Source organism: Actinosynnema sp. NPDC023658 (assembly GCF_040639995.1).
In the GTDB taxonomy this organism is placed as follows: Bacteria; Actinomycetota; Actinomycetes; order Mycobacteriales; family Pseudonocardiaceae; genus Actinosynnema.
On the sequence record NZ_JBFAAX010000009.1, the window covers coordinates 1 to 20252 of the forward strand.

Consider the following 20252-nt stretch of genomic DNA (forward strand, 5'->3'; position numbering starts at 1 on the left):
CCTACGTCCACGACCGGTGAGTTCAACGCTCAGCCCACGCGAGGCGCCCGGGTGGCGTTGCGCGAGCGTTGAACTCAGGTGCTGTGAACGTAGGACTCTCGCGACGTGAACGTAGGACTCTCGCGGCGTGGAGGTAGGACTCTCGCGGCGTGGAGGTAGGACTCTCGCGGCGTGGAGGTAGGACTCTCGCGGCGTGGAGGTAGGACTCTCGCGGTCAGGCGGTGTGGGCCAGGGTGGTGACGGAGGCGGCCTGGTAGCGGTGCAGGATGAGTTCGGCCACTTCCGGGTCCGGGCCCAGTGGTGGGGCGATGATCGCGCCCTCGCCCGCCAGGCGGGTCACGCGGTCCGGGAGGAAGCCCGGGGCCAGGAACCACGACGCCACGGCGATGCGGCGCGCGCCCCTGGCACGCAGGCGTTCGACGGCGGTCGGCACGTCCGGCGAGGCGGCCGACGCGAAGGCGGCCTCCACGCCCGCCCAGCCGGAACCCGCCGCCCACCGGGCCGCGATGGAGGCGACCAGCGCGTTGGCCGGTGCGTGCGACGAACCCGCGCCGGCCAGGACGACGCCCAACGTGCGGTCACGGGAGCGGACGCCCACCGACGCCAGCCGGCGCAGCGCCGCCGACTCCAGGCGCGGGTCCGGGCCGAGGACGTCGGAGATCGTCACGTCCAGCGCGGGCAACCGGGCGTCCGCCACGGCACCCGGCACGTCGACCCGCGCGTGGAAGGCCTTGCCCAACAACAACGGCACGACCACCGCCGAACGGTGACCGTCCGCGTACACCTGCCGCAGCACGTCACCCAGCAGCGGCACGGAGAGGTCCAGGAACGACCCGCGCACGTCCACCGACGGCGCCATCGCCCGCACCACGTCCAACAACGAGTGCACCACGGCCGCCGACCGCGGGTCACGACTGCCGTGCGCCACGGCCACCAACGCGGTCACAGCGCCCCCGTCAACCCGCGCGCCCGCAGCACCGCCCGCTCCAGCGGCCGGAACACCAGGAGCTCGATCCCGACGCCGACCAGCAGGATCAGGAAGATCGCCGCGATCACCATCGAGATGTCGTTCAACGCCGACCCGTTGTGCAGGTACTGCCCCAGGCCCTCACCGAGCTGCGGCGACGTGGCGATGATCTCCGCCGCCATCAGCGACCGCCACGAGAACGCCCACCCCTGCTTCAACCCCGCCAGGTAACCCGGCAGGGCTGCCGGCAGCAGGATGTGCCTGGCCGCGGCCATCCGACCCGCGCCCAGCGCCTGCCCGACCCGCGGCAGCAGCGGCGGGATCTGGTCGACGCCCGACACCAGGCCGTTCGCGATCGAGGGCACCGAACCCATCAGCACCACGAAGTAGATGGTCGTGGGCGTCGCGCCGAACCACAGGATGCCCGCGGGCACCCACGCCACCGACGGCAGCGACTGCAGACCGGTCAGCAACGACCCGATCGCCGCCCGCACCACCCGCACCTTGGCGATCAGCAACCCGAGCGGGGTGGCGATCACGACGGCGGTCAGGAACCCCAGGACGGCCCGGCTGACCGAGGTCCACAGCACCTCGAACGCCCGACCGGTCTGCACGGCCTCGACCACCGCCGCCCACACCGACCCGGGCGAGGGCAGCTGGTACTCCGGCCAGAACGCCATCGCCCACAACGCCTGCCACACGCCGAGCAGCAGGGCGAACGCGATCAGCGGCGGCAGGGCGGTCCGGACGAACCGCTTGCGCCACGACGGCCGCCGCTCGCCCGACGGCGCGTCCAGCGCGTCCAGGCCGGCGCCGACCGCCGCGAGGTCCGTGTCAAGCTGCGGCATGACCGCTGATCACCTCTCGCAGATGGGTGGTGATGTCCTCGATGACGGCGGGCTCGTCGCAGTCCACGGTCGACCACTCGCGCACCACCCGGCCGGGACGGGACGACAGCAGCACGACCCGCTGACCCAGCCGCACGGCCTCGCGCACGTCGTGCGTGACGAACAGGATCGCGGTCGACGTCTCCCGCCACACGCGCACCAGCTCGGACTGCAGCACGTCGCGGGTGATGGCGTCCAGCGCGGCGAACGGCTCGTCCATCAGCAGCAGGCCGGGCGTGCCGGCCTGGGCGCTGCCCTGCGTGGACGCCAGGGCGCGCGCCAGCGCCACGCGCTGCCGCATGCCGCCGGACAGCTCGTGCGGGCGCTTGTGGTCCGCGCCGACCAGCCGCACCAGCGACAGCAGCTCGCTGGCCTTCTCCCGCCGCGGACCGCGCTTGAGACCCGCCAGCCGCAGCGGCAGCTCCACGTTGCGCGCCGCGGTCAGCCACGGCATCAGCGCGGCCTCCTGGAACATCACCGCGGGCCGCGACGTGGTCAGCTCGATGCGGCCCGAGGACGGCGCGTCCAGCCCGGCGACCAGGTTGAGCAAGGTCGACTTGCCGCAGCCGGACGCGCCCAGCAGGCACACGAACTCGCCCGGAGCCACCGACAGGTCGACGCCGTCGAGCGCGACGACGCCGCCCGCACCGTGGCCGAAGACCTTCCGCACCCCGGACAAGGTCACCGCGGCCTCCACCTCGGAGACGGCGGGCGGGTTCTCAAGCGTGGCGGTCATGGTGTGCCTGCCTTCCTCGAGTTACTTCTTGTCCAGCCCGGCGGTGTCCACGGTCGGCTTGCCCGCCGCCGAGAGCACCTTGTTCAGCAGCGTGAAGTCGGCGAGGCCCGCCACGTCAGCGGCCTCCTTCGACACCCCGGCGGTCACCGCGTCCTCGGCCAGCTGCGGGAAGCTCTTGGCCTGCGGGTCCAGCGTGAGCTCGATGTTGTCGAACGCCCGGTCCAGCACCGGCTCGCCCAGCGCCTTGCCGGTGAGCTCCTTCAACGCCTTGTTGACGACCTGCTTGGCCTCGACCTTGTTGTTCAGGGCGAAGTCGGTGGCCGCGAGGTGGCCGCGCAGCAGCGCCTCGACGGTCTGCGGGTGCTCCTGGAGGAACTTGGTGCGCACCAGCAGGACGGTGGTCGGGAACTTGCCGCCCTCCCAGACCTCCTTCTCGTCCAGCAGCACCTTCGCGCCCGCGTCGAGCACCAGCCGCGAGGACCACGGCTCGGGCACCCACGCGCCCTGCACGTCGCCCTTCTTGAACAGGTCGAGCGACTGGGCGTTCTCCGTGTTGGTGACGTTGACCTGGTCCGCGCCCGCGCCGACGGCCAGCTTCTGGTCCGCCAGCCACTTCTTCAGCGCGACGTCCTGCGTGTTGCCGAGCTGCGGGGTGGTGATGACCTTGCCCTTGAGGTCGGCGGCTGAGGTGATCTCGGGCTTCACCACGAGCTGCGCGCCGCCGGACGTGGCGCCCGAGACGAGCCGGACCGCCTCGCCCTTGGACTTGGCGTAGGCGTTGATCGCCGGGCCGGAGCCGATGAACGTCGCGTCCAGCGATTCACCGAGCAGCGCGTTCACCGCCTCCGGACCGGCGTTGAACGTCTGGGTGGTGAGCTTGGTGTCACCGAGCTCCTTGGCGAACAGGCCCTTGTCGACGCCGATCAGCGCGGCGGCGTGGGTGACGTTCGGGAAGTAGCCGAGGCGGATCTCCGTCGCCGCGCCCTTGTCCTGCGCGGGGGCGGCGTTGTCGACGCCGGTGTCCGCCCGGGAGCAGGCGGCCAGGGCGAGGAAGGCGGTGGCGATGGCCAGTGACTTGGTCAGGATGCGGCTGCTCACTGCGGCGGTGGCCTTTCTTGGGTGGTCAGGGACCGGGGGAGACGAGGGCGTGGTCGTCGTTCCGGGCGGCGTCGCCGCCCTCGGTACAGTCGTCCACACCGTCCACCTCCGGCAGCGGAGCACCCACGAGCCCTGCGGCCAGCGTGCTGCCGTCGGCGGCGTCGATGATCAGGAACGCCCCCGTCCGGCGGTCCTTCGTGTAGTCGTCCACCGGGATCGGCTCCGCGGTGCGCAGCACCACCTGGCCGATCTCGTTCAGCGTCAGCGAGTCCGGCGCGTCGGTGCTGGCGAGCTTCTGCTCGTCGAACCGGGTGCGCAGCTCGGTGACGATGGCCTGCACGGTCCGCGTGCCGTGCTTGACCAGGACCCGGGCGCCCGGCTTCAGCGCCTTCTCCGACAGCCAGCACACGGTCGCGTCGAACTCGTCGGTCACCGTCGGCTGCTGCGCGGCGGTGGCGATCAGCTCGCCGCGCGAGATGTCCAGGTCGTGCTCCAGCAGCAGGGTCACCGACTGGCCGGCCGCGGCCTCTCGGAGCGGGCCGTCGGCGGTGTCGATGCCGGTCACCGTCGAGCGCAGCCCGGCGGGCAGCACGGCGACCTCGTCGCCCACCCGCACGGTGCCCGCCGCGACCTGGCCCGCGTAACCGCGGTAGTCCGGGTGCTCGGCGGTGCGCGGGCGGATCACGTACTGGACCGGGAAGCGGAACGGCGCGTCGTGCGCGTCCGGCTCGACCGGGACCGACTCCAGGTGCTCCAGCAGGGTCGGGCCGGAGTACCACGGGGTCCGCTCGGAGCGCTCCACCACGTTGTCGCCCGCCAGCGCGGACACCGGGATCTCCACCACGGAGTCCTCGGCGTACCCGAGGGCGGTGGCGTGCGCGGTGAACTCCTTGGCGATCCGGGCGAACGTGACCTCGTCGAAGTCCACCAGGTCGATCTTGTTGACCGCCAGCACCAGGCGCGGCACGCCCAGCAGGGCCAGCACGGCCGCGTGCCGCCGGGTCTGCTCGATGACGCCCTTGCGCGCGTCGACCAGCAGCACGCCGAGCTGCGCGGTGGAAGCGCCGGTGACCGTGTTGCGGGTGTACTGCACGTGGCCTGGGGTGTCGGCCAGCACGAACGAGCGCTTCGGCGTGGCGAAGTAGCGGTAGGCCACGTCGATGGTGATGCCCTGCTCGCGCTCCGAGCGCAGGCCGTCCACCAGCAGCGACAGGTCCGGGGTGGTCAGGCCGCGGTCCGCGCTGGCGCGGTGCACCGCGTCCAGGGTGTCGGCCAGCACCGACTTGGTGTCGTACAGCAACCTGCCGACCAGCGTGGACTTGCCGTCGTCCACGCTGCCCGCCGTCGCCAACCTCAACAGGTCGCTCATCTAGAAGTAGCCCTCCCGCTTGCGGTCTTCCATGGCGGCCTCGGACAGCCGGTCGTCCGCGCGGGTCGCGCCGCGCTCGGTGAGCCTGCTGGCCGCAACCTCCGCGATGACGGCCTCGATGTCGGTGGCGTCGGACTCGACCGCGCCGGTGCACGACCCGTCGCCGACGGTCCGGTACCGGATGGTCTTCTCGATCAGCTGCTCGCCCTCGCGGGGACCGCCCCACGGGCCTTCCGCCAGCCACATCCCGTCGCGCAGGTAGACCTCGCGGCGGTGGGCGTAGTAGATCGACGGCAGCTCGATGCCCTCGCGGGCGATGTAGTGCCACACGTCCAGCTCGGTCCAGTTGGACAGCGGGAACACCCGGACGTGCTCACCGGGGCGGTGGCGGCCGTTGTAGAGGTTCCACAGCTCCGGGCGCTGCCGGCGCGGCTCCCACTGGCCGAAGGAGTTGCGCAGGCTGAAGATCCGCTCCTTGGCGCGGGCCCGCTCCTCGTCCCGGCGACCGCCGCCGAACACCGCGTCGAACTTGTGGCCGGTGATCGCGTCCAGCAGCGGCACGGTCTGCAACGGGTTGCGGGTGCCGTCGGGCCGCTCGGCCAGCCGGCCGTCGTCGATGTAGTCCTGGACCTTGGCGACCTCCAGGCGCAGCCCGTGCCGGGCCACCACCTGGTCGCGGAACTCGATGACCTCGTGGAAGTTGTGCCCGGTGTCGACGTGCAGCAGCGGGAACGGCACCGGCGCGGGCCAGAAGGCCTTCACCGCGAGGTGCAGCAGGAGGGTGGAGTCCTTGCCGCCGGAGAACAGGATCACCGGTCGGTCGAACTCGCCCGCCACCTCGCGGAAGATGTGGATCGCCTCGGACTCGAGGCGGCCCAGCGTGTCGAGTGTCGCAGTGCTCCCGCTCGGTCCTGCGAGCAGATCTTCGGTGGTCATCCGTGCAGCCCGCATTCGGTCTTGGCCAGGCCCGCCCACCGGCCGCTGCGCGGGTCGGAGCCCGGCAGTGGCTTCGCGGTGCACGGCGCGCAGCCGATGGAGGGGTAACCCGCCTGCACGAGCGGGTTCTCGAGGATCCCGTGCTCGGCGATGTAGGCGTTGAACTCGTCGTCGGACCACGGCGCGATCGGGTTGATCTTCACCAGCCCGTTGCGGTCGTCCCACTGCACGATCGGCGTGTTCGCCCGGGTCGGCGCGTCCACGCGGCGCACGCCGGTGACCCACGCGTCGTAGTTGTTCAGCGTGCGCCGCAGCGGGATGACCTTGCGCAGCTCGCAGCACCGGTTCGGGTCGGTCCGGTTCAGCAGGCCGAACTGCGCCTCCTGGTCGGCCACCGACTGCTCGGCGGCCGCGTTGACGATGTGCACGTCCGGGTAGACCAGGTCGACGGCGTCCCGCGTGCCGATGGTCTCGGCGAAGTGGTAGCCGGTCTCCAGGAACAGCACGTCCACGTCCGGCTTGACCTTGGTGGCCAGGTCGACCAGGACGGCGTCCTGCATGTTCGACGCGACGATCCAGCTCTCGCCGAACGTGCGGGCGGTCCACGCGAGCGCCTCTTCGGCACTGGCCTGCGCCAGCTCGACCGAAGCGACCTCCGCGATCACCTTCAGTTCCTCGTCCCTGGTGGGGGCGGTCATCGCTGCACCTCCTGTGGAAGGTTGAGACCAACGAACTTGACGGTGAAGACGCGGCGGCAGGAGACGCACAGCCACGCGTGGCCGGGCTCCTCCTGCGGACGAAGGTCCTCCTCGCCGCAATAGGGGCAGTAGAAAGGCGTGGCCCGCTCGGTCATTTCAGGTCGCCTTCGTCGGCCCGGGCGACCCACTGCGCGAACCGCTCGTCGGGCTCCCGCTTGGCGACGAAGTTGCGCACCACGCGCTCGACGTAGTCCGACAGCTCCAGCGCGGTCACCTTGTGGCCGCGCAGCTTGCGGCCGAAGCCCGCGTCCAGGCCCAGTCCGCCGCCCAGGTGCACCTGGAAGCCCTCGACCTGCCTGCCGTCGGCGTCGGTCACGATCTGGCCCTTGAGGCCGATGTCCGCGGTCTGGATCCGGGCGCACGAGTTCGGGCAGCCGTTGATGTGCACCGAGATCGGCTCGGTGACGCCGTCCACCACGTCCGCCAGCCGCGACTCCAGCGCGGACACCAGGTCCACCGCGCGCGCCTTGGTCTCGACGATCGCGAGCTTGCAGAACTCGATGCCCGTGCACGCCATCACGCCGCGCCGCCACGGCGACGGCTCGGTCTGCAGCCCCAGCTTCGCCAGGTCCGCCTGGAGCCCCTTGACCTCGGACTCGGGCACGTCCAGCACGACCAGCTTCTGCTGCGGCGTCAACCGCACCCGGCCCGAGCCCGCCCGCTCCGCGACCTTGGCCACCTCGACCAGCGTGGAGCCGGACACCCGGCCCGCGATCGGCGCCGCGCCGACGTAGAACAGGCCGTCCTTCTGCCGGTGCACGCCGATGTGGTCGCGCGGGGTCGCGGGGACCTCCGGTGCGGGACCGTCGACCAGCGCGCGCTTGAGGTACTCGGTCTCCAGGACCTCGCGGAACTTCTCGACGCCCCAGTCGGCCACCAGGAACTTGATCCGGGCCCGGTGCCGCAGCCTGCGGTAGCCGTAGTCGCGGAAGACGCTGATCACGCCCTCCCACACCTCCGGCACCTCCTCCGACGGCACCCACGCGCCCAGCCGTTTGCCGAGCATCGGGTTGGTGGACAGGCCGCCGCCGACCCACAGGTCGAAGCCGGGGCCGTGCTCGGGGTGCTCGACGCCGACGAACGCCACGTCGTGGATCTCGTGCGCGGTGTCCGGCAGGCCCGAGATCGCCGTCTTGAACTTGCGCGGCAGGTTCGAGAAGCGCGGGTCACCGATGTAGCGGCGCAGGATCTCGTCGATCGCGGCCGTGCCGTCGATCACCTCGTCCTCCGCGATGCCCGCCACCGGCGAGCCGAGGATGACGCGCGGGCTGTCGCCGCAGGCCTCCATCGTGGTCAGGCCCGCGTCCTCCAGCTTCCGCCAGATCGTCGGGACGTCCTCGATGCGGATCCAGTGGTACTGCACGTTCTGCCGGTCGGTGATGTCGGCCGTGTCCCGCGCGTAGGTCTGGGACAGCTCACCGATCAGCGCGAGCTGCTGCGTGGTGAGCTTGCCGCCGTCGATGCGGACGCGCAGCATGAAGTACTCGTCGTCCAGCTCCTCCGGCTCCAGCGTCGCCGTGCGACCGCCGTCGATGCCGGGCTTGCGCTGGGTGTACAGGCCGTACCAGCGGAAACGTCCGCGCAGGTCGGCCGGGTCGATCGAGTCGAAGCCGCCGTGGGCGTAGATGTTCTCGATCCGCGCCCGGACGTTGAGCGGGTTGTCGTCCTTCTTGCTCCGCTCGTTCGGGTTCAGCGGCTCGCGGTAGCCCAGCGCCCACTGCCCCTCACCTCGGCGCTGCTTGGTGCGCTGAGGCGTCGTCGTCGGGGGGACCATCCTCGTCCTCCGGGGATTCGGGGCGCTGGTGCGCGTGCGAGTCCCGGGAGAGCTGTGGTGGGGGTCTCGTCAGCGCACCCGGCGCCGACGGGAAAAACGGCAGGCGCGGGTTATGCCGAACGACGGCACATCGCGCTGGAGACACGGCGGAAGTCGACGTGGCGGCGGACCACCAGGCGGACTCCGGTCGATGTCATGTCGGTCAGCGTGCCACGCGTCCACGTCGTGGTCTACCGTCATCCGCATCGTGGGACGGCGTTCCCGGCCCTGGTAAATGGGACAATGGGGCCCATGCCCTCCGCTCTGCCGATCGGTGATCCCGCGCCCCCCGACGGCTCGCTCCCCGCCTCCGCGCTCACCGGTCTGGGTGAACGCCCGTTCGGCGTCTACGTCCACGTCCCGTTCTGCGCGACCCGCTGCGGCTACTGCGACTTCAACACCTACACCGCCGGTGAGCTGGGTACTTCCGCCTCCCCGGCGTCCTGGTTGGAGGGACTGCGGCGCGAGTTGGACCTCGCGGCGTCCGTGCTGGGCGCTCCACCGATGGCGGACACGGTGTTCGTCGGCGGCGGCACACCCTCGCTGCTCGGCTCAACGGGGTTGGGCCGAGTGCTCGACGCCGTGCGGTCGTCGTTCGGCCTCGCGCCGGGTGCGGAGGTGACTACGGAGTCGAACCCGGAGTCGACCTCGCCCGAGTTCTTCTCCTCCATTCGTGACGCGGGTTACACCCGCGTCTCCCTCGGCATGCAGTCCGCCGCCCGGCACGTGCTGGCGGTGCTCGACCGCGTCCACACCCCGGGCCGCCCGGTGGCCGCCGCCCAGGAGGCCCGTGCGGCCGGCTTCGACCACGTGAACCTCGACCTCATCTACGGCACGCCGGGCGAGACGGTCGCGGACCTCCGGTCGTCCCTGGACGCCGTGCGCGACGCGGGCGTGGACCACGTGTCGGCGTACGCGCTGATCGTGGAGGAGGGCACGGCGCTGGCCCGGCGGGTCCGGCGCGGCGAGCTGCCGATGCCCGACGACGACGTGCTGGCCGACAAGTACGAGCTGATCGACGCCGCCATGGCCGCACAGGGCCTGACCTGGTACGAGGTGTCGAACTGGGCCGCGTCGGCCGACGCCGCCTGCCGGCACAACCTGCTGTACTGGCAGGGCGCGGACTGGTGGGGCGCGGGCCCCGGCGCGCACAGCCACGTGGGCGGCGTGCGCTGGTGGAACGTCAAGCACCCGGCGAAGTACAGCGAGCTGCTGGCCACCGGCGCGTCACCCGCCGCGGGACGCGAGGTGCTCGACGAGGACGACCGCCGGGTGGAACGCGTCCTGCTGGAGCTGCGCCTGGCGACCGGCCTGCCGCTCGACGTGCTCGACCCCGACGGCCAGGCCGAGGCCAAGACCGCCGCCGCGGACGGCCTGCTCGACCCGTCCGCCCTCGACCGGGGCCGCTGCGTGCTCACCGACCGGGGCCGCCTGCTCGCGGACGCCGTCGTGCACCGGCTCACCTGATCGCCCGGCGGCCGGTCACCCCAGCGTGACCGACGCCGAGTGACCGATCGTCCGGTAGCCCAACGGCCCGTAGAGGCGGGTCACCTTCCCGTCCGGCTCGGTCTCCAGGAACGGCGTGCAGCCGGAGTCGAACACCCTCGCGGTCAGGTCCGCGCAGACCGCCGACGCCACGCCGCGCCGCCGGAACTCCGGCAGCACCGCGATGCCCGCCACCTGCGACAGGTCGTAGTGCGGCGCGGTGCACGCCCCGGCGCCCGCCGGCACGCCGTCCCACCGGGCCAGCACGACCACCCCGCCGTCGCGCAACAACGACCGCTGCCGCGCCACGTCCTCCGCCCCCGCCGTCCCGCCGACGCCGAACGCCGTGTTCTGCACCACCGACACGGCGAGCAGGTCGTCGTCCGAGGTGACCGCCTCGACGGTCAGCCCGGCCGGCCGCGGCGGCGCGGTCAGGTCGTCGATCGCCATCACCGGCAGCAGCTGGTCCACCGCGAACCCGGCCGCCTCCAGCGCCGCGTCCACCACCGGGGACGGCCGCAGGTACTCCAGCCTCGGTGTGCGCGACCGCGCCCGGAACGCCGCCACCAGGGCGTCGACCTCGGCGCCCGTCGGCGCGGCGCCCTCGTCGGGCACGGCGTAGTTCATGAACGGGTTGTCGCTGTGCGCGTCGAAGCGGATCAGGAACGGTCCGACGCGCTCGGCATCGGCCCGGACGGCGTCGCGCAGGGCGGCTTGGATGCGAGTGAGCACACCGGAAGCTACCGACCGGCCCGAAGCCCGGCGACCGGGTTTTCCGATCCCGGCCCGAACCTCCGTAAACTCGAGGTGAAGCAGCCCGGTACGTCGTGGAGGTGACGCGCGTGAACGCCGATGAGCGCCGGTTCGAAGTACTGCGCGCAATCGTCGCCGACTACGTCTCGAACCAGGAGCCAGTCGGTTCGAAAGCGCTGGTCGAGCGGCACAACCTGGGCGTTTCGAGCGCGACCGTGCGCAACGACATGGCGTCGCTGGAGGAGGACGGGTACATCACCCAGCCGCACACCAGCGCGGGCCGCGTGCCCACCGACAAGGGCTACCGCCTGTTCGTGGACCGGCTCAGCGAGGTCAAGCCGCTGTCCACGCCCGAGCGCAAGGCCATCCAGAACTTCCTCGAAGGCGCCTACGACCTCGACGACGTGCTGCGGCGCAGCGTCCGGCTGCTGGCCCAGCTCACCCGCCAGGTCGCCGTCATCCAGTACCCGACGCTCAGCCGCTCGACCGTGCGCCACATCGAGGTGCTCGCCATCACACCCGCCCGGCTGATGCTGGTGCTGATCACCGACACCGGTCGGGTGGACCAGCGCTCCGTCGACCTGGGCGACGTGATCAGCGAGGACAACGTGGCCCGCGTCCGGTCCATGCTCAACGGCGCCATGGTCGGCAAGCGCCTGTCGCACGCCTCCGCCGAGGTCGCGAAGCTGCCCGACGAGGCGCCGGGCGAGCTGCGCGACATCGTGCTGCGGGTCAGCACCGTGCTCATCGAATCGCTGGTGGAGCACCCCGAGGAGCGCCTCGTGCTGGGTGGCACCGCGAACCTCACCCGCAACGTGGCAGACTTCCCCGGTTCGCTGCGCCAGGTGCTCGAGGCGCTGGAGGAGCAGGTCGTGGTGCTTAAGCTGCTCGCCGCGGCCCGCGACCCCGGTCGGATCCTGGTGCACATCGGCGAGGAGAACGAAGCGGCCGAGATGCGCAGCACCTCGGTCGTGTCCATCGGCTACGGCAGCCGGGACAACCTGCTCGGTGGCATGGGCGTGGTCGGGCCGACCCGCATGGACTACCCCGGCACGATGGCGGCGGTGCGAGCGGTCGCCAACTACGTGGGGGAGATCTTGACCGGACGGTGACAGCGGGGGAACACCGCGGTCCCGCAGGACGTTTCGCAAGCGAGCGAGCGCGTGTCGAAGCGCGTTCGCAGGAGGAAACACGGTGGCGAGGGACTACTACGGCACGCTCGGGGTCTCGAAGAACGCGACTCCCGACGAGATCAAGCGCGCCTACCGCAAGCTCGCGCGGCAGCTGCACCCCGACGTCAACCCCAACGAGGAAGCGCGCTTCAAGGAGGTGACCGCCGCCTACGAGGTCCTGTCGGACCCCAAGAAGCGGCAGGTCGTCGACCTGGGCGGCGACCCGTTGGAGCCCGGCGGCGGTGGGATGCGCGGCGGCGGCGACCCGTTCGCGGGATTCGGTCTCGGCGACATCATGGACGCGTTCTTCGGCGCGGGCGGCGGTGGCGGGCGCGGTCCGCGCAGCCGCGTGCAGCCCGGCTCGGACGCGCTGATCCGGCTGTCGATGACGCTGGAGGAGTGCGCGGCGGGCGCGTCGCGCGAGCTGACCGTCGACACGGCGATCCTGTGCGACCGGTGCGTGGGCAGCGGGTGCGCCGAGGGCTCGTCCCCGGTGCGCTGCGACACGTGCGGCGGGCGGGGCGAGGTGCAGTCGGTGCAGCGCTCCTTCCTCGGCCAGGTCGTGACGGCCCGGCCGTGCCCGGTGTGCCGCGGTCTGGGCGAGGTCATCCCGGACCCGTGCCAGCAGTGCGCGGGCGAGGGCCGGGTGCGCTCGCGGCGCACCATCTCGGTCCAGATCCCGGCCGGTGTGGCCGAGGGCATGCGGGTGCGGCTCGCGGGCCAGGGCGAGGTCGGCCCCGGCGGCGGACCGGCGGGCGACCTGTACGTCGAGGTCGAGGAGGTGCCGCACGAGGTCTTCGAGCGCGAGGGCTCGAACCTGCACTGCTCGGTGCGCATCCCGATGACGACCGCCGCGCTGGGCGCCGTGCTGCCGCTGGCGACCCTGGACGGCGAGGAGGAGCTGGAGATCGAGCCCGGCACCCAGCCGAACACCGAGCTGGTGCTCACCGGGCGCGGCATGCCCCGGCTGCGCTCCAGCGGGCGCATCGACGGCCGCGGCGACCTGCACGTCCACCTGGAGGTCGTGACGCCGACCAAGCTCGACGCCCGGCAGGCCGAACTGCTGCGCGAGCTGGCCTCGGTGCGCGGTGAGGACGAGCCGACGCTCGCCCACAACGGCAAGGGCGGCGGCGGGCTGTTCTCCCGGCTGCGCGCCGGCCGCAACCACCGGTGACCCTGCCGGTCTTCCTGGTCGCCGCGCTGCCACCCGGTGACGAGGCCGTCCTGGACGGCCCCGAGGGGCGGCACGCGGCGACCGTGCGGCGGTTGCGCGCGGGGGAGGAGCTGGTGCTCTCCGACGGCAGCGGCGCCCAGGTGCGCTGCGTGGTCGCGGAGGCGTCGAAGGACTCCCTGCGGCTGCGCGTCGTCGAGCGGTGGGTCGTGCCCGAGCCGTCCGTGCGGGTGGTGGTCGCGCAGGCCCTGGTGAAGGGCGACCGGGGCGAGCTGGCCGTCGAACTGGCCACCGAGGCCGGTGTCGACGCCGTCGTGCCGTGGCGTGCCTCGCGCTGCGTGACCAAGTGGGAGGACGGCCCGCGCGGGGCGAAGGCCCTCGAACGCTGGCGCAGCACCGCGCGTGAGGCGGCCAAGCAGGCCCGCCGGGCGCGCGTGCCGTCGGTCGCGGAACCCGTTTCGACGTCCGGGTTGGCGCGGTTGGCGTCCTCTTCGGCGGCCACGCTGGTTTTGCACGAATCCTCTTCGGCGGCCCTCGGATCGGTTCAGCTGCCGACTTCGGGGGATGTGCTGCTCGTCGTCGGACCGGAAGGCGGCATCACCGACGAGGAATTGTCCACGTTGACCGGGGTGGGCGCGCACGTTGTGCGACTGGGCCCCACCGTTCTGCGAGCGTCGACCGCCGCGGCGGTCGCTTTGGGTGCGCTGGGTGTGCTGACCGATCGCTGGCGGTAATGGGGCTTGCTCCCTTCTGGCGAACACCTGACGCAGGGGTTACTCTCATGGCAGAGGGGTCGCGTCGGGCTAACCACGATCGATCCTTCGACCGACTCGCCGGACACCTCCCCCCTCGGTCCGGCGCCGCCGCGTCGTGGTGGGACGACCCCCAGGTCCCACCGCGACGCGGCCTCTTTTTGCCTTCAGGATGGTGTCGATTGCGCATCGCCTACGGATCCCACCCGAGCCAGTTCGGCGAGTATTCCGCGCCGCGTGGTGAATCTTTTCCCGTCGTCGTGGTAATCCATGGTGGTTTTTGGCATCAGCGTTATGGAGTGGAACTCGGCCGCCCGCTGGCCGCCGACCTGGTCGTTCACGGCGTGGCCGCGTACGCCATCGAGTACCGGCGGGTAACCGGAGGCGGTGGTTGGCCCGAGACCGGGGACGACGTGCTCGCCGCGATCGACGCCCTCGACCCGGCGCTCGGCCCGGTCGTCACGCTCGGTCACTCCGCCGGCGGGCACCTGGCCGTGTGGGCCGCCGCGCGCCACCCGCGAGTGGTCGGCGCCGTCTCGCAGGCGGGCGTGCTCGACTTCCTCCAGCACCCGCAGATCACCCGCCGCGCGGCCGAGCTGCTCGGCGGCACGCCGGACGAGGTCCCCGACCGCTACGCCGACGCCTCGCCCGCCGCCCAGCTCCCCATCGCGAAACCGATGGTCCTGGTGCACGGCGAGGACGACGAGGACGTGCCGTTCGCGCAGAGCGAGGCCTTCGCCCGGGCTTCCGGGGCGGAGCTGATCGCCCTGCCCGCCACCGACCACATGGCCCTGATCACCCCGGGCACCGCCGCCTGGGCCACGTGCCGCGACGCCACCCTCCGCCTGGCCCGCCACACGTCCCGCCCACCAACCACCTGACCACTCACCTGAACGCTCACCACACGCGTCCTGAACGCACGACACGCGCGCTCCGAACGTAGGACTCTCGCGAGAGTCCTACGTCCACGTCGCGAGAGTCCTACGTTCAGGACACCCGAGTTGAACGCTCAGGACGGCGCGACCGCCGGGGTGGGTAGCCTGCGGAGCCATGTCCGACTGCCTGTTCTGCCGCATCGTCGCCCGTGAGATCCCGGCGACCGTGGTGCACGAGACCGACACCACGCTGGCGTTCCGCGACATCGCCCCGCAAGCCCCGACGCACGTCGTGCTGGTGCCCAAGGTGCACGCACCCGACGCGGCGGCACTGGCCGCGACCGCGCCCACCGTGCTGGACGACCTGTTCCTGGCCGCCGGCGAGGTGGCCAAGTCCGAGGGCGTCGCGGACAGCGGCTACCGGCTGCTGTTCAACACCGGCGAGGACGCGGGCCAGACCGTCTTCCACGCCCACCTGCACGTCCTCGGCGGTCGCAGGCTCGGCCCGCTGGCCTGATCCGACCCAGAGCGCGCAGCGGGTTGCCGTACCGACTCGCGCGCGGGGCCGCGAGCAGCCCGGAACCGGTTCCGGCGCACGGCGGGACCGGTTCCGCGAGCACGGCCGACCCACCGCGCACCGGAGGTGAACGGGCAGGTCCGCAGGGGTGGACGGGCCCGACCTGCCCGCACCCGCCACGCCGGGCGCGTCCTTACTCCGGTGCGGAGTGTCGGTGGGGACGGCTAGCATCGTTGACAGTAGGCAGAACCCACCCGAGCACGGCGCGAACGCGCAGGAAGAGGGCCCGAGGCCACGTGGCCGGTACCGCTGACAACACGCCGCAGACAGCCCCGACCGCGGCCGACGCCCAGTCCAAGTTCGCCGTGCCCGACGGCGCGGTGCTCGCCCTGCTCGGATCGCGTGACGAGAACCTCCGGCTCGCGGAGGAACTGCTGGTCGCCGACGTGCACGTGCGCGGCAACGAGATCACGCTCTCCGGGCAACCGGCCGACGTGGCGTTCGCCGAACGGGTGTTCTCCGAGCTGGTCACGCTCGCCAGCCGCGGTCAGCAGGTGGGCCAGGACACGGTCCGCCGCACGGTCGCGATGCTGTCCGCGGGCACCGCCGAGTCGCCCGCCGAGGTGCTGAGCCTCGACATCATCTCCCGGCGCGGCCGCACGATCCGGCCGAAGACGCTGAACCAGAAGCACTACGTGGACGCGATCGACCAGAACACCGTGGTGTTCGGCATCGGGCCCGCGGGCACCGGCAAGACCTACCTGGCCATGGCGAAGGCCGTGCAGGCGCTGCAGGCCAAGCAGGTCAACCGGATCATCCTGACCAGGCCGGCGGTCGAGGCGGGCGAGCGGCTGGGCTACCTGCCCGGCACGCTGTACGAGAAGATCGACCCGTACCTGCGCCCCCTCTACGACGCGCTGCACGACATGGTCGACCCCGAGTCGATCCCGCGCCTGACCCAGGCGGGCACGATCGAGGTCGCCCCACTGGCCTACATGCGCGGTCGCACCCTCAATGACGCGTTCATCATCCTGGACGAGGCGCAGAACACCACGCCCGAGCAGATGAAGATGTTCCTCACCCGATTGGGCTTCGGCTCGAAGATCGTGGTGACCGGCGACATCACCCAGGTCGACCTGCCCGGTGGGCAGCGCAGCGGCCTGAAGGTCGTCCGGGACATCCTCGAAGGCGTGGAGGACGTCCACTTCTCCGTCCTGACCAGCAACGACGTGGTCCGGCACCGGCTGGTCGCGGACATCGTGGACGCCTACGAGAAGTGGCAGGTCGAGCAGGACGAGGGTGACGCGGCCGACCGGCACCAGCACCACGCAGGACCCGGTGCGCGGTCCCGAGGGCAGCGCCGGGGACGATAGGCGTCGTGAGCATCGAGATCGCGAACGAGTCGGGCGTGACCGTGGACGAGCCGTCCATCGTCGCCGCCGCCCGGTTCGCCCTGGACCGGATGGGCGTCAGCCCGTTGGCCGAGCTGTCCGTCCTGCTGGTGGAGCTGGACGTGATGGCGGACCTGCACCAGCGCTGGATGGACCTGCCCGGCCCGACGGACGTCATGGCGTTCCCGATGGACGAGCTGGACTCGGCCCGTCGCCCGGACGCGGCGGGCCTCGGTCCGGCGCTGCTGGGCGACATCGTGCTGTGCCCGGACTTCGCCAAGGACCAGGCCAAGAAGGCGGGCCACAGCCTGCTGGACGAACTGCACCTGCTGACCGTGCACGGCGTGCTGCACCTGCTCGGCTACGACCACGCCGAGCCCGCCGAGGAGCGGGAGATGTTCACGTTGCAGAACCGCATCCTGGGCGACTTCCGCACGGCGGCGGCCGAGGCGGAGCGCAAGTCGGCGCAGCGCGAGGCCGACTCGAAGCTCCTCGGGGCGGTCGGCCTGGAGGACGCGGACCGGCCCGACCCGACAGCCTGAGGCGGCCGGCGTGATGGGCGGTTCGGCCGGCTTGCTGGTGTTGGCCGCGGTGCTGGTGCTGTCGGCGGGCGCGTTCGCCGGGGTGGACGCGGCGCTGGGCACGGTGTCGCGGGCCCGGGTGGAGGCGTTGCAGCGGCAGGGCCGGGCGGGTGCCGGGCAGCTGATCGCGCTGCTGGGCGACCGGCCGCGGCACGTGAACCTGCTGCTGTTGCTGCGCCTGGGCTGCGAGCTGGCGGCGACGGTGCTGGTGACGGTGGTGTGCCTGGGGCTCGTCGACACCGACTGGGTGGCCATGCTGGTCGCCGGGCTGAGCATGCTCGTGGTGTCGTACGTGCTGGTGGGCGTGGGTCCGCGGACGATCGGTCGGCAGCACCCGTACGCGGTGAGCCTGCTCGCGGCGGGCCCGATCCGGGTGCTCGGCCGCGTGCTGGGGCCGTTGAGCAGGCTGCTGATCCTGGTCGGCAACGCGATCACGCCGGGCCGGGGCTTCCGCGAGGGTCCGTTCTCGTCCGAGGTGGAGCTGCGCGAGCTGGTCGACATGGCGCAGGAGCGCGGCGTCGTGGACGAGGGCGAGCGGGAGATGATCCACTCGGTCTTCGAGCTGGGCGACACGATCGCGCGCGAGGTGATGGTGCCGCGCACCGAGATCGTGTGGATCGAGCAGATCAAGTCGATCCGGCAGGCGCTGGCCCTGTCGCTGCGCACCGGGTACACGCGGGTGCCGGTGATCGGGGAGAGCGTGGACGACATCGTCGGCGTGGTGAACCTCAAGGACCTGGTGCGGCTGACGTTGGCCGAGGAGCCGAACGGCACGTCGGTCGCGGAGGTGATGAAGCCGGCGTCGTTCATCCCGGACTCGAAGCCGATCGCGGACCTGCTGCGGGAGATGCAGCTGTCGCGCAACCACCTGGCGGTCGTGGTGGACGAGTACGGCGGCACGGCGGGGCTGCTCACGATCGAGGACATCCTGGAGGAGATCGTCGGTGAGATCACCGACGAGTCCGACACCGACGACCGGCCCCCGGTGGAGCACCTGGACGACGGTTCGGTGCGGGTCAGCGCCCGGTTGCCGGTGGACGACCTGGACGCGTTGTTCGGCACGGAGCTGGACGACCACGAGGTGGAGACCGTGGGCGGTCTGCTGGCCCAGCGCCTGGGCCGCGTGCCGCTGCCCGGCACGGAGGCCGAGATCGCGGGTCTGCGGATGCGGGCCGAGGGCGGCAAGGACGAACGCGGGCGGATGCGCATCACGACGGTGCTGGTGCGCCCGGTGCACAACGGTGACAACAGCGAGGGGACCAGCGGTGAGTGACCTCGACCCGGAGGACCAGAAGATCGTCACGCTGGCGCGCTCGGCCCGTGCCCGCACGGGTGCCGCCGAGGGTGCGGCGGTCCGGGACACCGACGGTCGGACCTACGCGGCGACCACCGTCGCGCTGCCGTCGCTGAAGCTGACCGCGTTGCAGGCCGCCGTGGCCGCGGCGGTGTCCAGCGGGGCGGAGGGCCTGGAGGCGGCGGCCGTCGTCACGGCGTCCGCGGAGGTCGACGCCGACTCGGTGGCCGCGGTGCGCGACCTGACGGCCGGTGCGCCCGTGCTGCGCGCCGACGCGTCGGGTGCCGTGCAGGAGACCGTGTAGGTGCGGGACTACGTCACGGTGTGCCGCGGCTGCTGCTGCGGCACCGTCAAGAAGCACCCGGACTACGACCACGAGGAGCAGTTGCGGCGGTTGCGGGCGCTGGCCGAGCGGTCCGGCGGCAGGGTGCGCGTGCGCACCGCCGACTGCCTGGACGCGTGCGAGGACTCGAACGTGATCGTGGTGAAGCCGGCGGGCGGGAAGCCGGTGTGGCTGGGCTTCGTGCTGCACGACGCGGTGATGGACGACCTGGAGCGGTGGCTCGTCGACGGCGGCCCGATGCCGGACGCGCTGGAGCTGAACCGCGTCCGGCCGCCCGCGCAGCGGCCCTGAGCGGCGAGCCCCGGGCCACGACCGTGAGGACCGGGCCGCCCGCCGGTGAGGGGGCGGACCGGCGCCGGCCGGACGGGTGCGCGTGCTCCCGCCGCCGCCTGAAGAGGGCTGACGCGGCGCGGCCGGCGCGGGCGGGGACAATGGACGGATGGATGGTTACCGCTCCGGGTTCGCGTGCTTCGTCGGCCGCCCCAACGCAGGCAAGTCGACGTTGACCAACGCGCTGGTCGGGACCAAGGTCGCGATCACGTCGAGCAAGCCGCAGACCACCCGGCACACCATCCGGGGCATCGTGCACCGCGAGGACGGCCAGCTGGTGCTCGTGGACACACCCGGCCTGCACCGGCCCCGCACGCTCCTCGGCCAGCGCCTCAACGACCTGGTGCGGGAGACGTGGTCGGAGGTGGACGTGGTCGGGTTCTGCGTGCCCGCGGACCAGAAGGTCGGCCCCGGTGACAAGTTCATCGCCGCCGAGCTGGAGAAGATCGCCAAGCGCACGCCGGTCATCGGCATCGTCACCAAGACCGACCTGGTGAGCCAGCAGCAGGTGGCCGAGCAGCTGCTGTCGTTGCAGCGGGTGATGGACTTCGCGGACCTGATCCCGGTGTCCGCCGTGGACGGTTACCAGGTGGACGCCCTGGCGGACCTGGTGCTGGGCAAGCTGCCCGAGGGCCCGGCGCTGTACCCGGACGGCGAGCTGACCGACGAGCCCGAGCTGACCCTGGTCGCGGAGCTGATCCGGGAGGCCGCGCTGGAGGGCGTGCGGGACGAGCTGCCGCACTCGATCGCCGTCGTGGTCGAGGAGATGCTGCCCCGCGAGGGGCGCGACGACCTGGTGGACATCCACGCCAACGTGTTCGTGGAGCGCCCCAGCCAGAAGGCGATCATCCTGGGCCACCGCGGTGAGCGCCTCAAGCAGGTCGGCATCACCTCGCGCAGGCACATCGAGAAGCTGCTCGGCACGCGCGTCTACCTCGACCTGCACATCAAGATCGCGAAGGACTGGCAGCGCGACCCGAAGCAGCTGCGCAGGCTCGGCTTCTAGGCGGACTGGGGTTGCGGA

The 20252-nt window shown here is 72.0% G+C and carries 23 protein-coding genes; 12 read left to right on the forward strand and 11 right to left on the reverse strand.

Annotation, left to right across the window (positions count from 1 at the left end; genetic code table 11):
• Positions 1-214: 214 nt before the first annotated feature.
• The 10 genes from AB0G02_RS02375 to AB0G02_RS02420 all read right to left on the reverse strand — a co-directional run bounded on the left by AB0G02_RS02375 (position 215) and on the right by AB0G02_RS02420 (position 8722).
• Positions 215-946 (reverse strand): sirohydrochlorin chelatase, encoded by a 732-nt coding sequence (locus AB0G02_RS02375; RefSeq protein WP_360788094.1) that lies wholly within the window; start codon positions 944-946, stop codon positions 215-217.
• Positions 943-1815, reverse strand: coding sequence for an ABC transporter permease (locus AB0G02_RS02380; protein ID WP_360788097.1), 873 nt, complete (start codon positions 1813-1815; stop codon positions 943-945). Before AB0G02_RS02380 ends, AB0G02_RS02375 begins: the two co-directional genes overlap by 4 nt.
• Positions 1802-2590, reverse strand: a complete 789-nt coding sequence (locus AB0G02_RS02385; RefSeq protein WP_360788100.1) for an ABC transporter ATP-binding protein — start codon at positions 2588-2590, stop codon at positions 1802-1804. Before AB0G02_RS02385 ends, AB0G02_RS02380 begins: the two co-directional genes overlap by 14 nt.
• Before the next feature lie 21 nt (positions 2591-2611).
• The gene (locus AB0G02_RS02390; protein ID WP_360788103.1) at positions 2612-3688 is read right to left on the reverse strand and encodes an ABC transporter substrate-binding protein; all 1077 of its coding nucleotides are present in this window, start codon (positions 3686-3688) and stop codon (positions 2612-2614) included.
• A gap of 25 nt (positions 3689-3713) precedes the next feature.
• A complete protein-coding gene (locus AB0G02_RS02395; RefSeq protein ID WP_360788106.1) occupies positions 3714-5057 on the reverse strand; it encodes a GTP-binding protein in 1344 nt (447 codons plus the stop codon).
• A complete protein-coding gene (cysD, locus tag AB0G02_RS02400; protein ID WP_360788109.1) occupies positions 5058-5993 on the reverse strand; it encodes a sulfate adenylyltransferase subunit CysD in 936 nt (311 codons plus the stop codon).
• A complete protein-coding gene (locus tag AB0G02_RS02405) occupies positions 5990-6691 on the reverse strand; it encodes a phosphoadenylyl-sulfate reductase (protein ID WP_360788112.1) in 702 nt (233 codons plus the stop codon). Before AB0G02_RS02405 ends, cysD begins: the two co-directional genes overlap by 4 nt.
• Entirely contained in the window at positions 6688-6846 is a 159-nt protein-coding gene (locus tag AB0G02_RS02410) for an Insertion element protein (RefSeq protein ID WP_360788115.1), read from the reverse strand. The genes AB0G02_RS02405 and AB0G02_RS02410 overlap by 4 nt, the downstream gene beginning before the upstream one ends.
• Positions 6843-8525 (reverse strand): nitrite/sulfite reductase, encoded by a 1683-nt coding sequence (locus tag AB0G02_RS02415; RefSeq protein WP_360788117.1) that lies wholly within the window; start codon positions 8523-8525, stop codon positions 6843-6845. Before AB0G02_RS02415 ends, AB0G02_RS02410 begins: the two co-directional genes overlap by 4 nt.
• 110 nt (positions 8526-8635) lie before the next feature.
• Positions 8636-8722: a putative leader peptide gene (locus AB0G02_RS02420; protein WP_360453279.1), complete on the reverse strand. Its 87-nt coding sequence runs from the start codon at positions 8720-8722 to the stop codon at positions 8636-8638.
• Between the two features lie 94 nt (positions 8723-8816).
• Here AB0G02_RS02420 and hemW point away from each other — a divergent pair, with 94 nt between their 5' ends.
• The gene (gene hemW / locus AB0G02_RS02425) at positions 8817-10031 is read left to right on the forward strand and encodes a radical SAM family heme chaperone HemW (RefSeq protein ID WP_360788120.1); all 1215 of its coding nucleotides are present in this window, start codon (positions 8817-8819) and stop codon (positions 10029-10031) included.
• A gap of 15 nt (positions 10032-10046) precedes the next feature.
• On the opposite strand, the gene AB0G02_RS02430 is transcribed toward hemW, so the two are convergent.
• A complete protein-coding gene (locus tag AB0G02_RS02430; protein ID WP_360788123.1) occupies positions 10047-10781 on the reverse strand; it encodes a GNAT family N-acetyltransferase in 735 nt (244 codons plus the stop codon).
• Positions 10782-10891: 110 nt separating this feature from the next.
• Here AB0G02_RS02430 and hrcA point away from each other — a divergent pair, with 110 nt between their 5' ends.
• The 11 genes from hrcA (at position 10892) to era (ending at position 20234) form a co-directional block, all read left to right on the forward strand.
• Positions 10892-11914, forward strand: coding sequence for a heat-inducible transcriptional repressor HrcA (gene hrcA, locus AB0G02_RS02435; RefSeq protein WP_360788126.1), 1023 nt, complete (start codon positions 10892-10894; stop codon positions 11912-11914).
• Between the two features lie 82 nt (positions 11915-11996).
• Complete coding sequence (dnaJ, locus tag AB0G02_RS02440) at positions 11997-13148, forward strand: molecular chaperone DnaJ (protein ID WP_360788128.1); 1152 nt, start codon at positions 11997-11999, stop codon at positions 13146-13148.
• A complete protein-coding gene (locus tag AB0G02_RS02445; RefSeq protein ID WP_360788131.1) occupies positions 13145-13879 on the forward strand; it encodes a 16S rRNA (uracil(1498)-N(3))-methyltransferase in 735 nt (244 codons plus the stop codon). The genes dnaJ and AB0G02_RS02445 overlap by 4 nt, the downstream gene beginning before the upstream one ends.
• A 200-nt stretch (positions 13880-14079) precedes the next feature.
• Positions 14080-14778: an alpha/beta fold hydrolase gene (locus tag AB0G02_RS02450; protein WP_360788133.1), complete on the forward strand. Its 699-nt coding sequence runs from the start codon at positions 14080-14082 to the stop codon at positions 14776-14778.
• Between the two features lie 169 nt (positions 14779-14947).
• Positions 14948-15289: a histidine triad nucleotide-binding protein gene (locus AB0G02_RS02455; protein ID WP_360788136.1), complete on the forward strand. Its 342-nt coding sequence runs from the start codon at positions 14948-14950 to the stop codon at positions 15287-15289.
• Positions 15290-15585: 296 nt separating this feature from the next.
• Positions 15586-16662: a PhoH family protein gene (locus tag AB0G02_RS02460; RefSeq protein ID WP_360788139.1), complete on the forward strand. Its 1077-nt coding sequence runs from the start codon at positions 15586-15588 to the stop codon at positions 16660-16662.
• 5 nt (positions 16663-16667) lie between these two features.
• A complete protein-coding gene (gene ybeY / locus AB0G02_RS02465; RefSeq protein WP_360788142.1) occupies positions 16668-17222 on the forward strand; it encodes an rRNA maturation RNase YbeY in 555 nt (184 codons plus the stop codon).
• A 13-nt stretch (positions 17223-17235) separates the two neighbouring features.
• Positions 17236-18534, forward strand: coding sequence for a hemolysin family protein (locus AB0G02_RS02470; RefSeq protein ID WP_360788145.1), 1299 nt, complete (start codon positions 17236-17238; stop codon positions 18532-18534).
• Positions 18527-18859: a cytidine deaminase gene (locus AB0G02_RS02475; protein WP_360788148.1), complete on the forward strand. Its 333-nt coding sequence runs from the start codon at positions 18527-18529 to the stop codon at positions 18857-18859. Before AB0G02_RS02470 ends, AB0G02_RS02475 begins: the two co-directional genes overlap by 8 nt.
• Positions 18860-19189: a (2Fe-2S) ferredoxin domain-containing protein gene (locus AB0G02_RS02480; protein ID WP_360788151.1), complete on the forward strand. Its 330-nt coding sequence runs from the start codon at positions 18860-18862 to the stop codon at positions 19187-19189.
• A 148-nt stretch (positions 19190-19337) separates the two neighbouring features.
• The gene (era, locus tag AB0G02_RS02485) at positions 19338-20234 is read left to right on the forward strand and encodes a GTPase Era (RefSeq protein WP_360788154.1); all 897 of its coding nucleotides are present in this window, start codon (positions 19338-19340) and stop codon (positions 20232-20234) included.
• The last annotated feature ends 18 nt before the right edge of the window (positions 20235-20252 follow it).

Bases quoted from the DNA above. Each gene is read 5' to 3' on its own strand.
- AB0G02_RS02380 (WP_360788097.1), bottom strand. From the start codon at position 1,815: ATGCCGCAGCTTGACACGGACCTCGCGGCGGTCGGCGCCGGCCTGGAC.
- AB0G02_RS02385 (WP_360788100.1), bottom strand. From the start codon at position 2,590: ATGACCGCCACGCTTGAGAACCCGCCCGCCGTCTCCGAGGTGGAGGCC.
- AB0G02_RS02395 (WP_360788106.1), bottom strand. From the start codon at position 5,057: ATGAGCGACCTGTTGAGGTTGGCGACGGCGGGCAGCGTGGACGACGGC.
- cysD (WP_360788109.1), bottom strand. From the start codon at position 5,993: ATGACCACCGAAGATCTGCTCGCAGGACCGAGCGGGAGCACTGCGACA.
- AB0G02_RS02405 (WP_360788112.1), bottom strand. From the start codon at position 6,691: ATGACCGCCCCCACCAGGGACGAGGAACTGAAGGTGATCGCGGAGGTC.
- AB0G02_RS02410 (WP_360788115.1), bottom strand. From the start codon at position 6,846: ATGACCGAGCGGGCCACGCCTTTCTACTGCCCCTATTGCGGCGAGGAG.
- AB0G02_RS02415 (WP_360788117.1), bottom strand. From the start codon at position 8,525: ATGGTCCCCCCGACGACGACGCCTCAGCGCACCAAGCAGCGCCGAGGT.
- AB0G02_RS02420 (WP_360453279.1), bottom strand. From the start codon at position 8,722: ATGACATCGACCGGAGTCCGCCTGGTGGTCCGCCGCCACGTCGACTTC.
- hemW (WP_360788120.1), top strand. From the start codon at position 8,817: ATGCCCTCCGCTCTGCCGATCGGTGATCCCGCGCCCCCCGACGGCTCG.
- AB0G02_RS02455 (WP_360788136.1), top strand. From the start codon at position 14,948: ATGTCCGACTGCCTGTTCTGCCGCATCGTCGCCCGTGAGATCCCGGCG.
- AB0G02_RS02470 (WP_360788145.1), top strand. From the start codon at position 17,236: ATGGGCGGTTCGGCCGGCTTGCTGGTGTTGGCCGCGGTGCTGGTGCTG.
- era (WP_360788154.1), top strand. From the start codon at position 19,338: ATGGATGGTTACCGCTCCGGGTTCGCGTGCTTCGTCGGCCGCCCCAAC.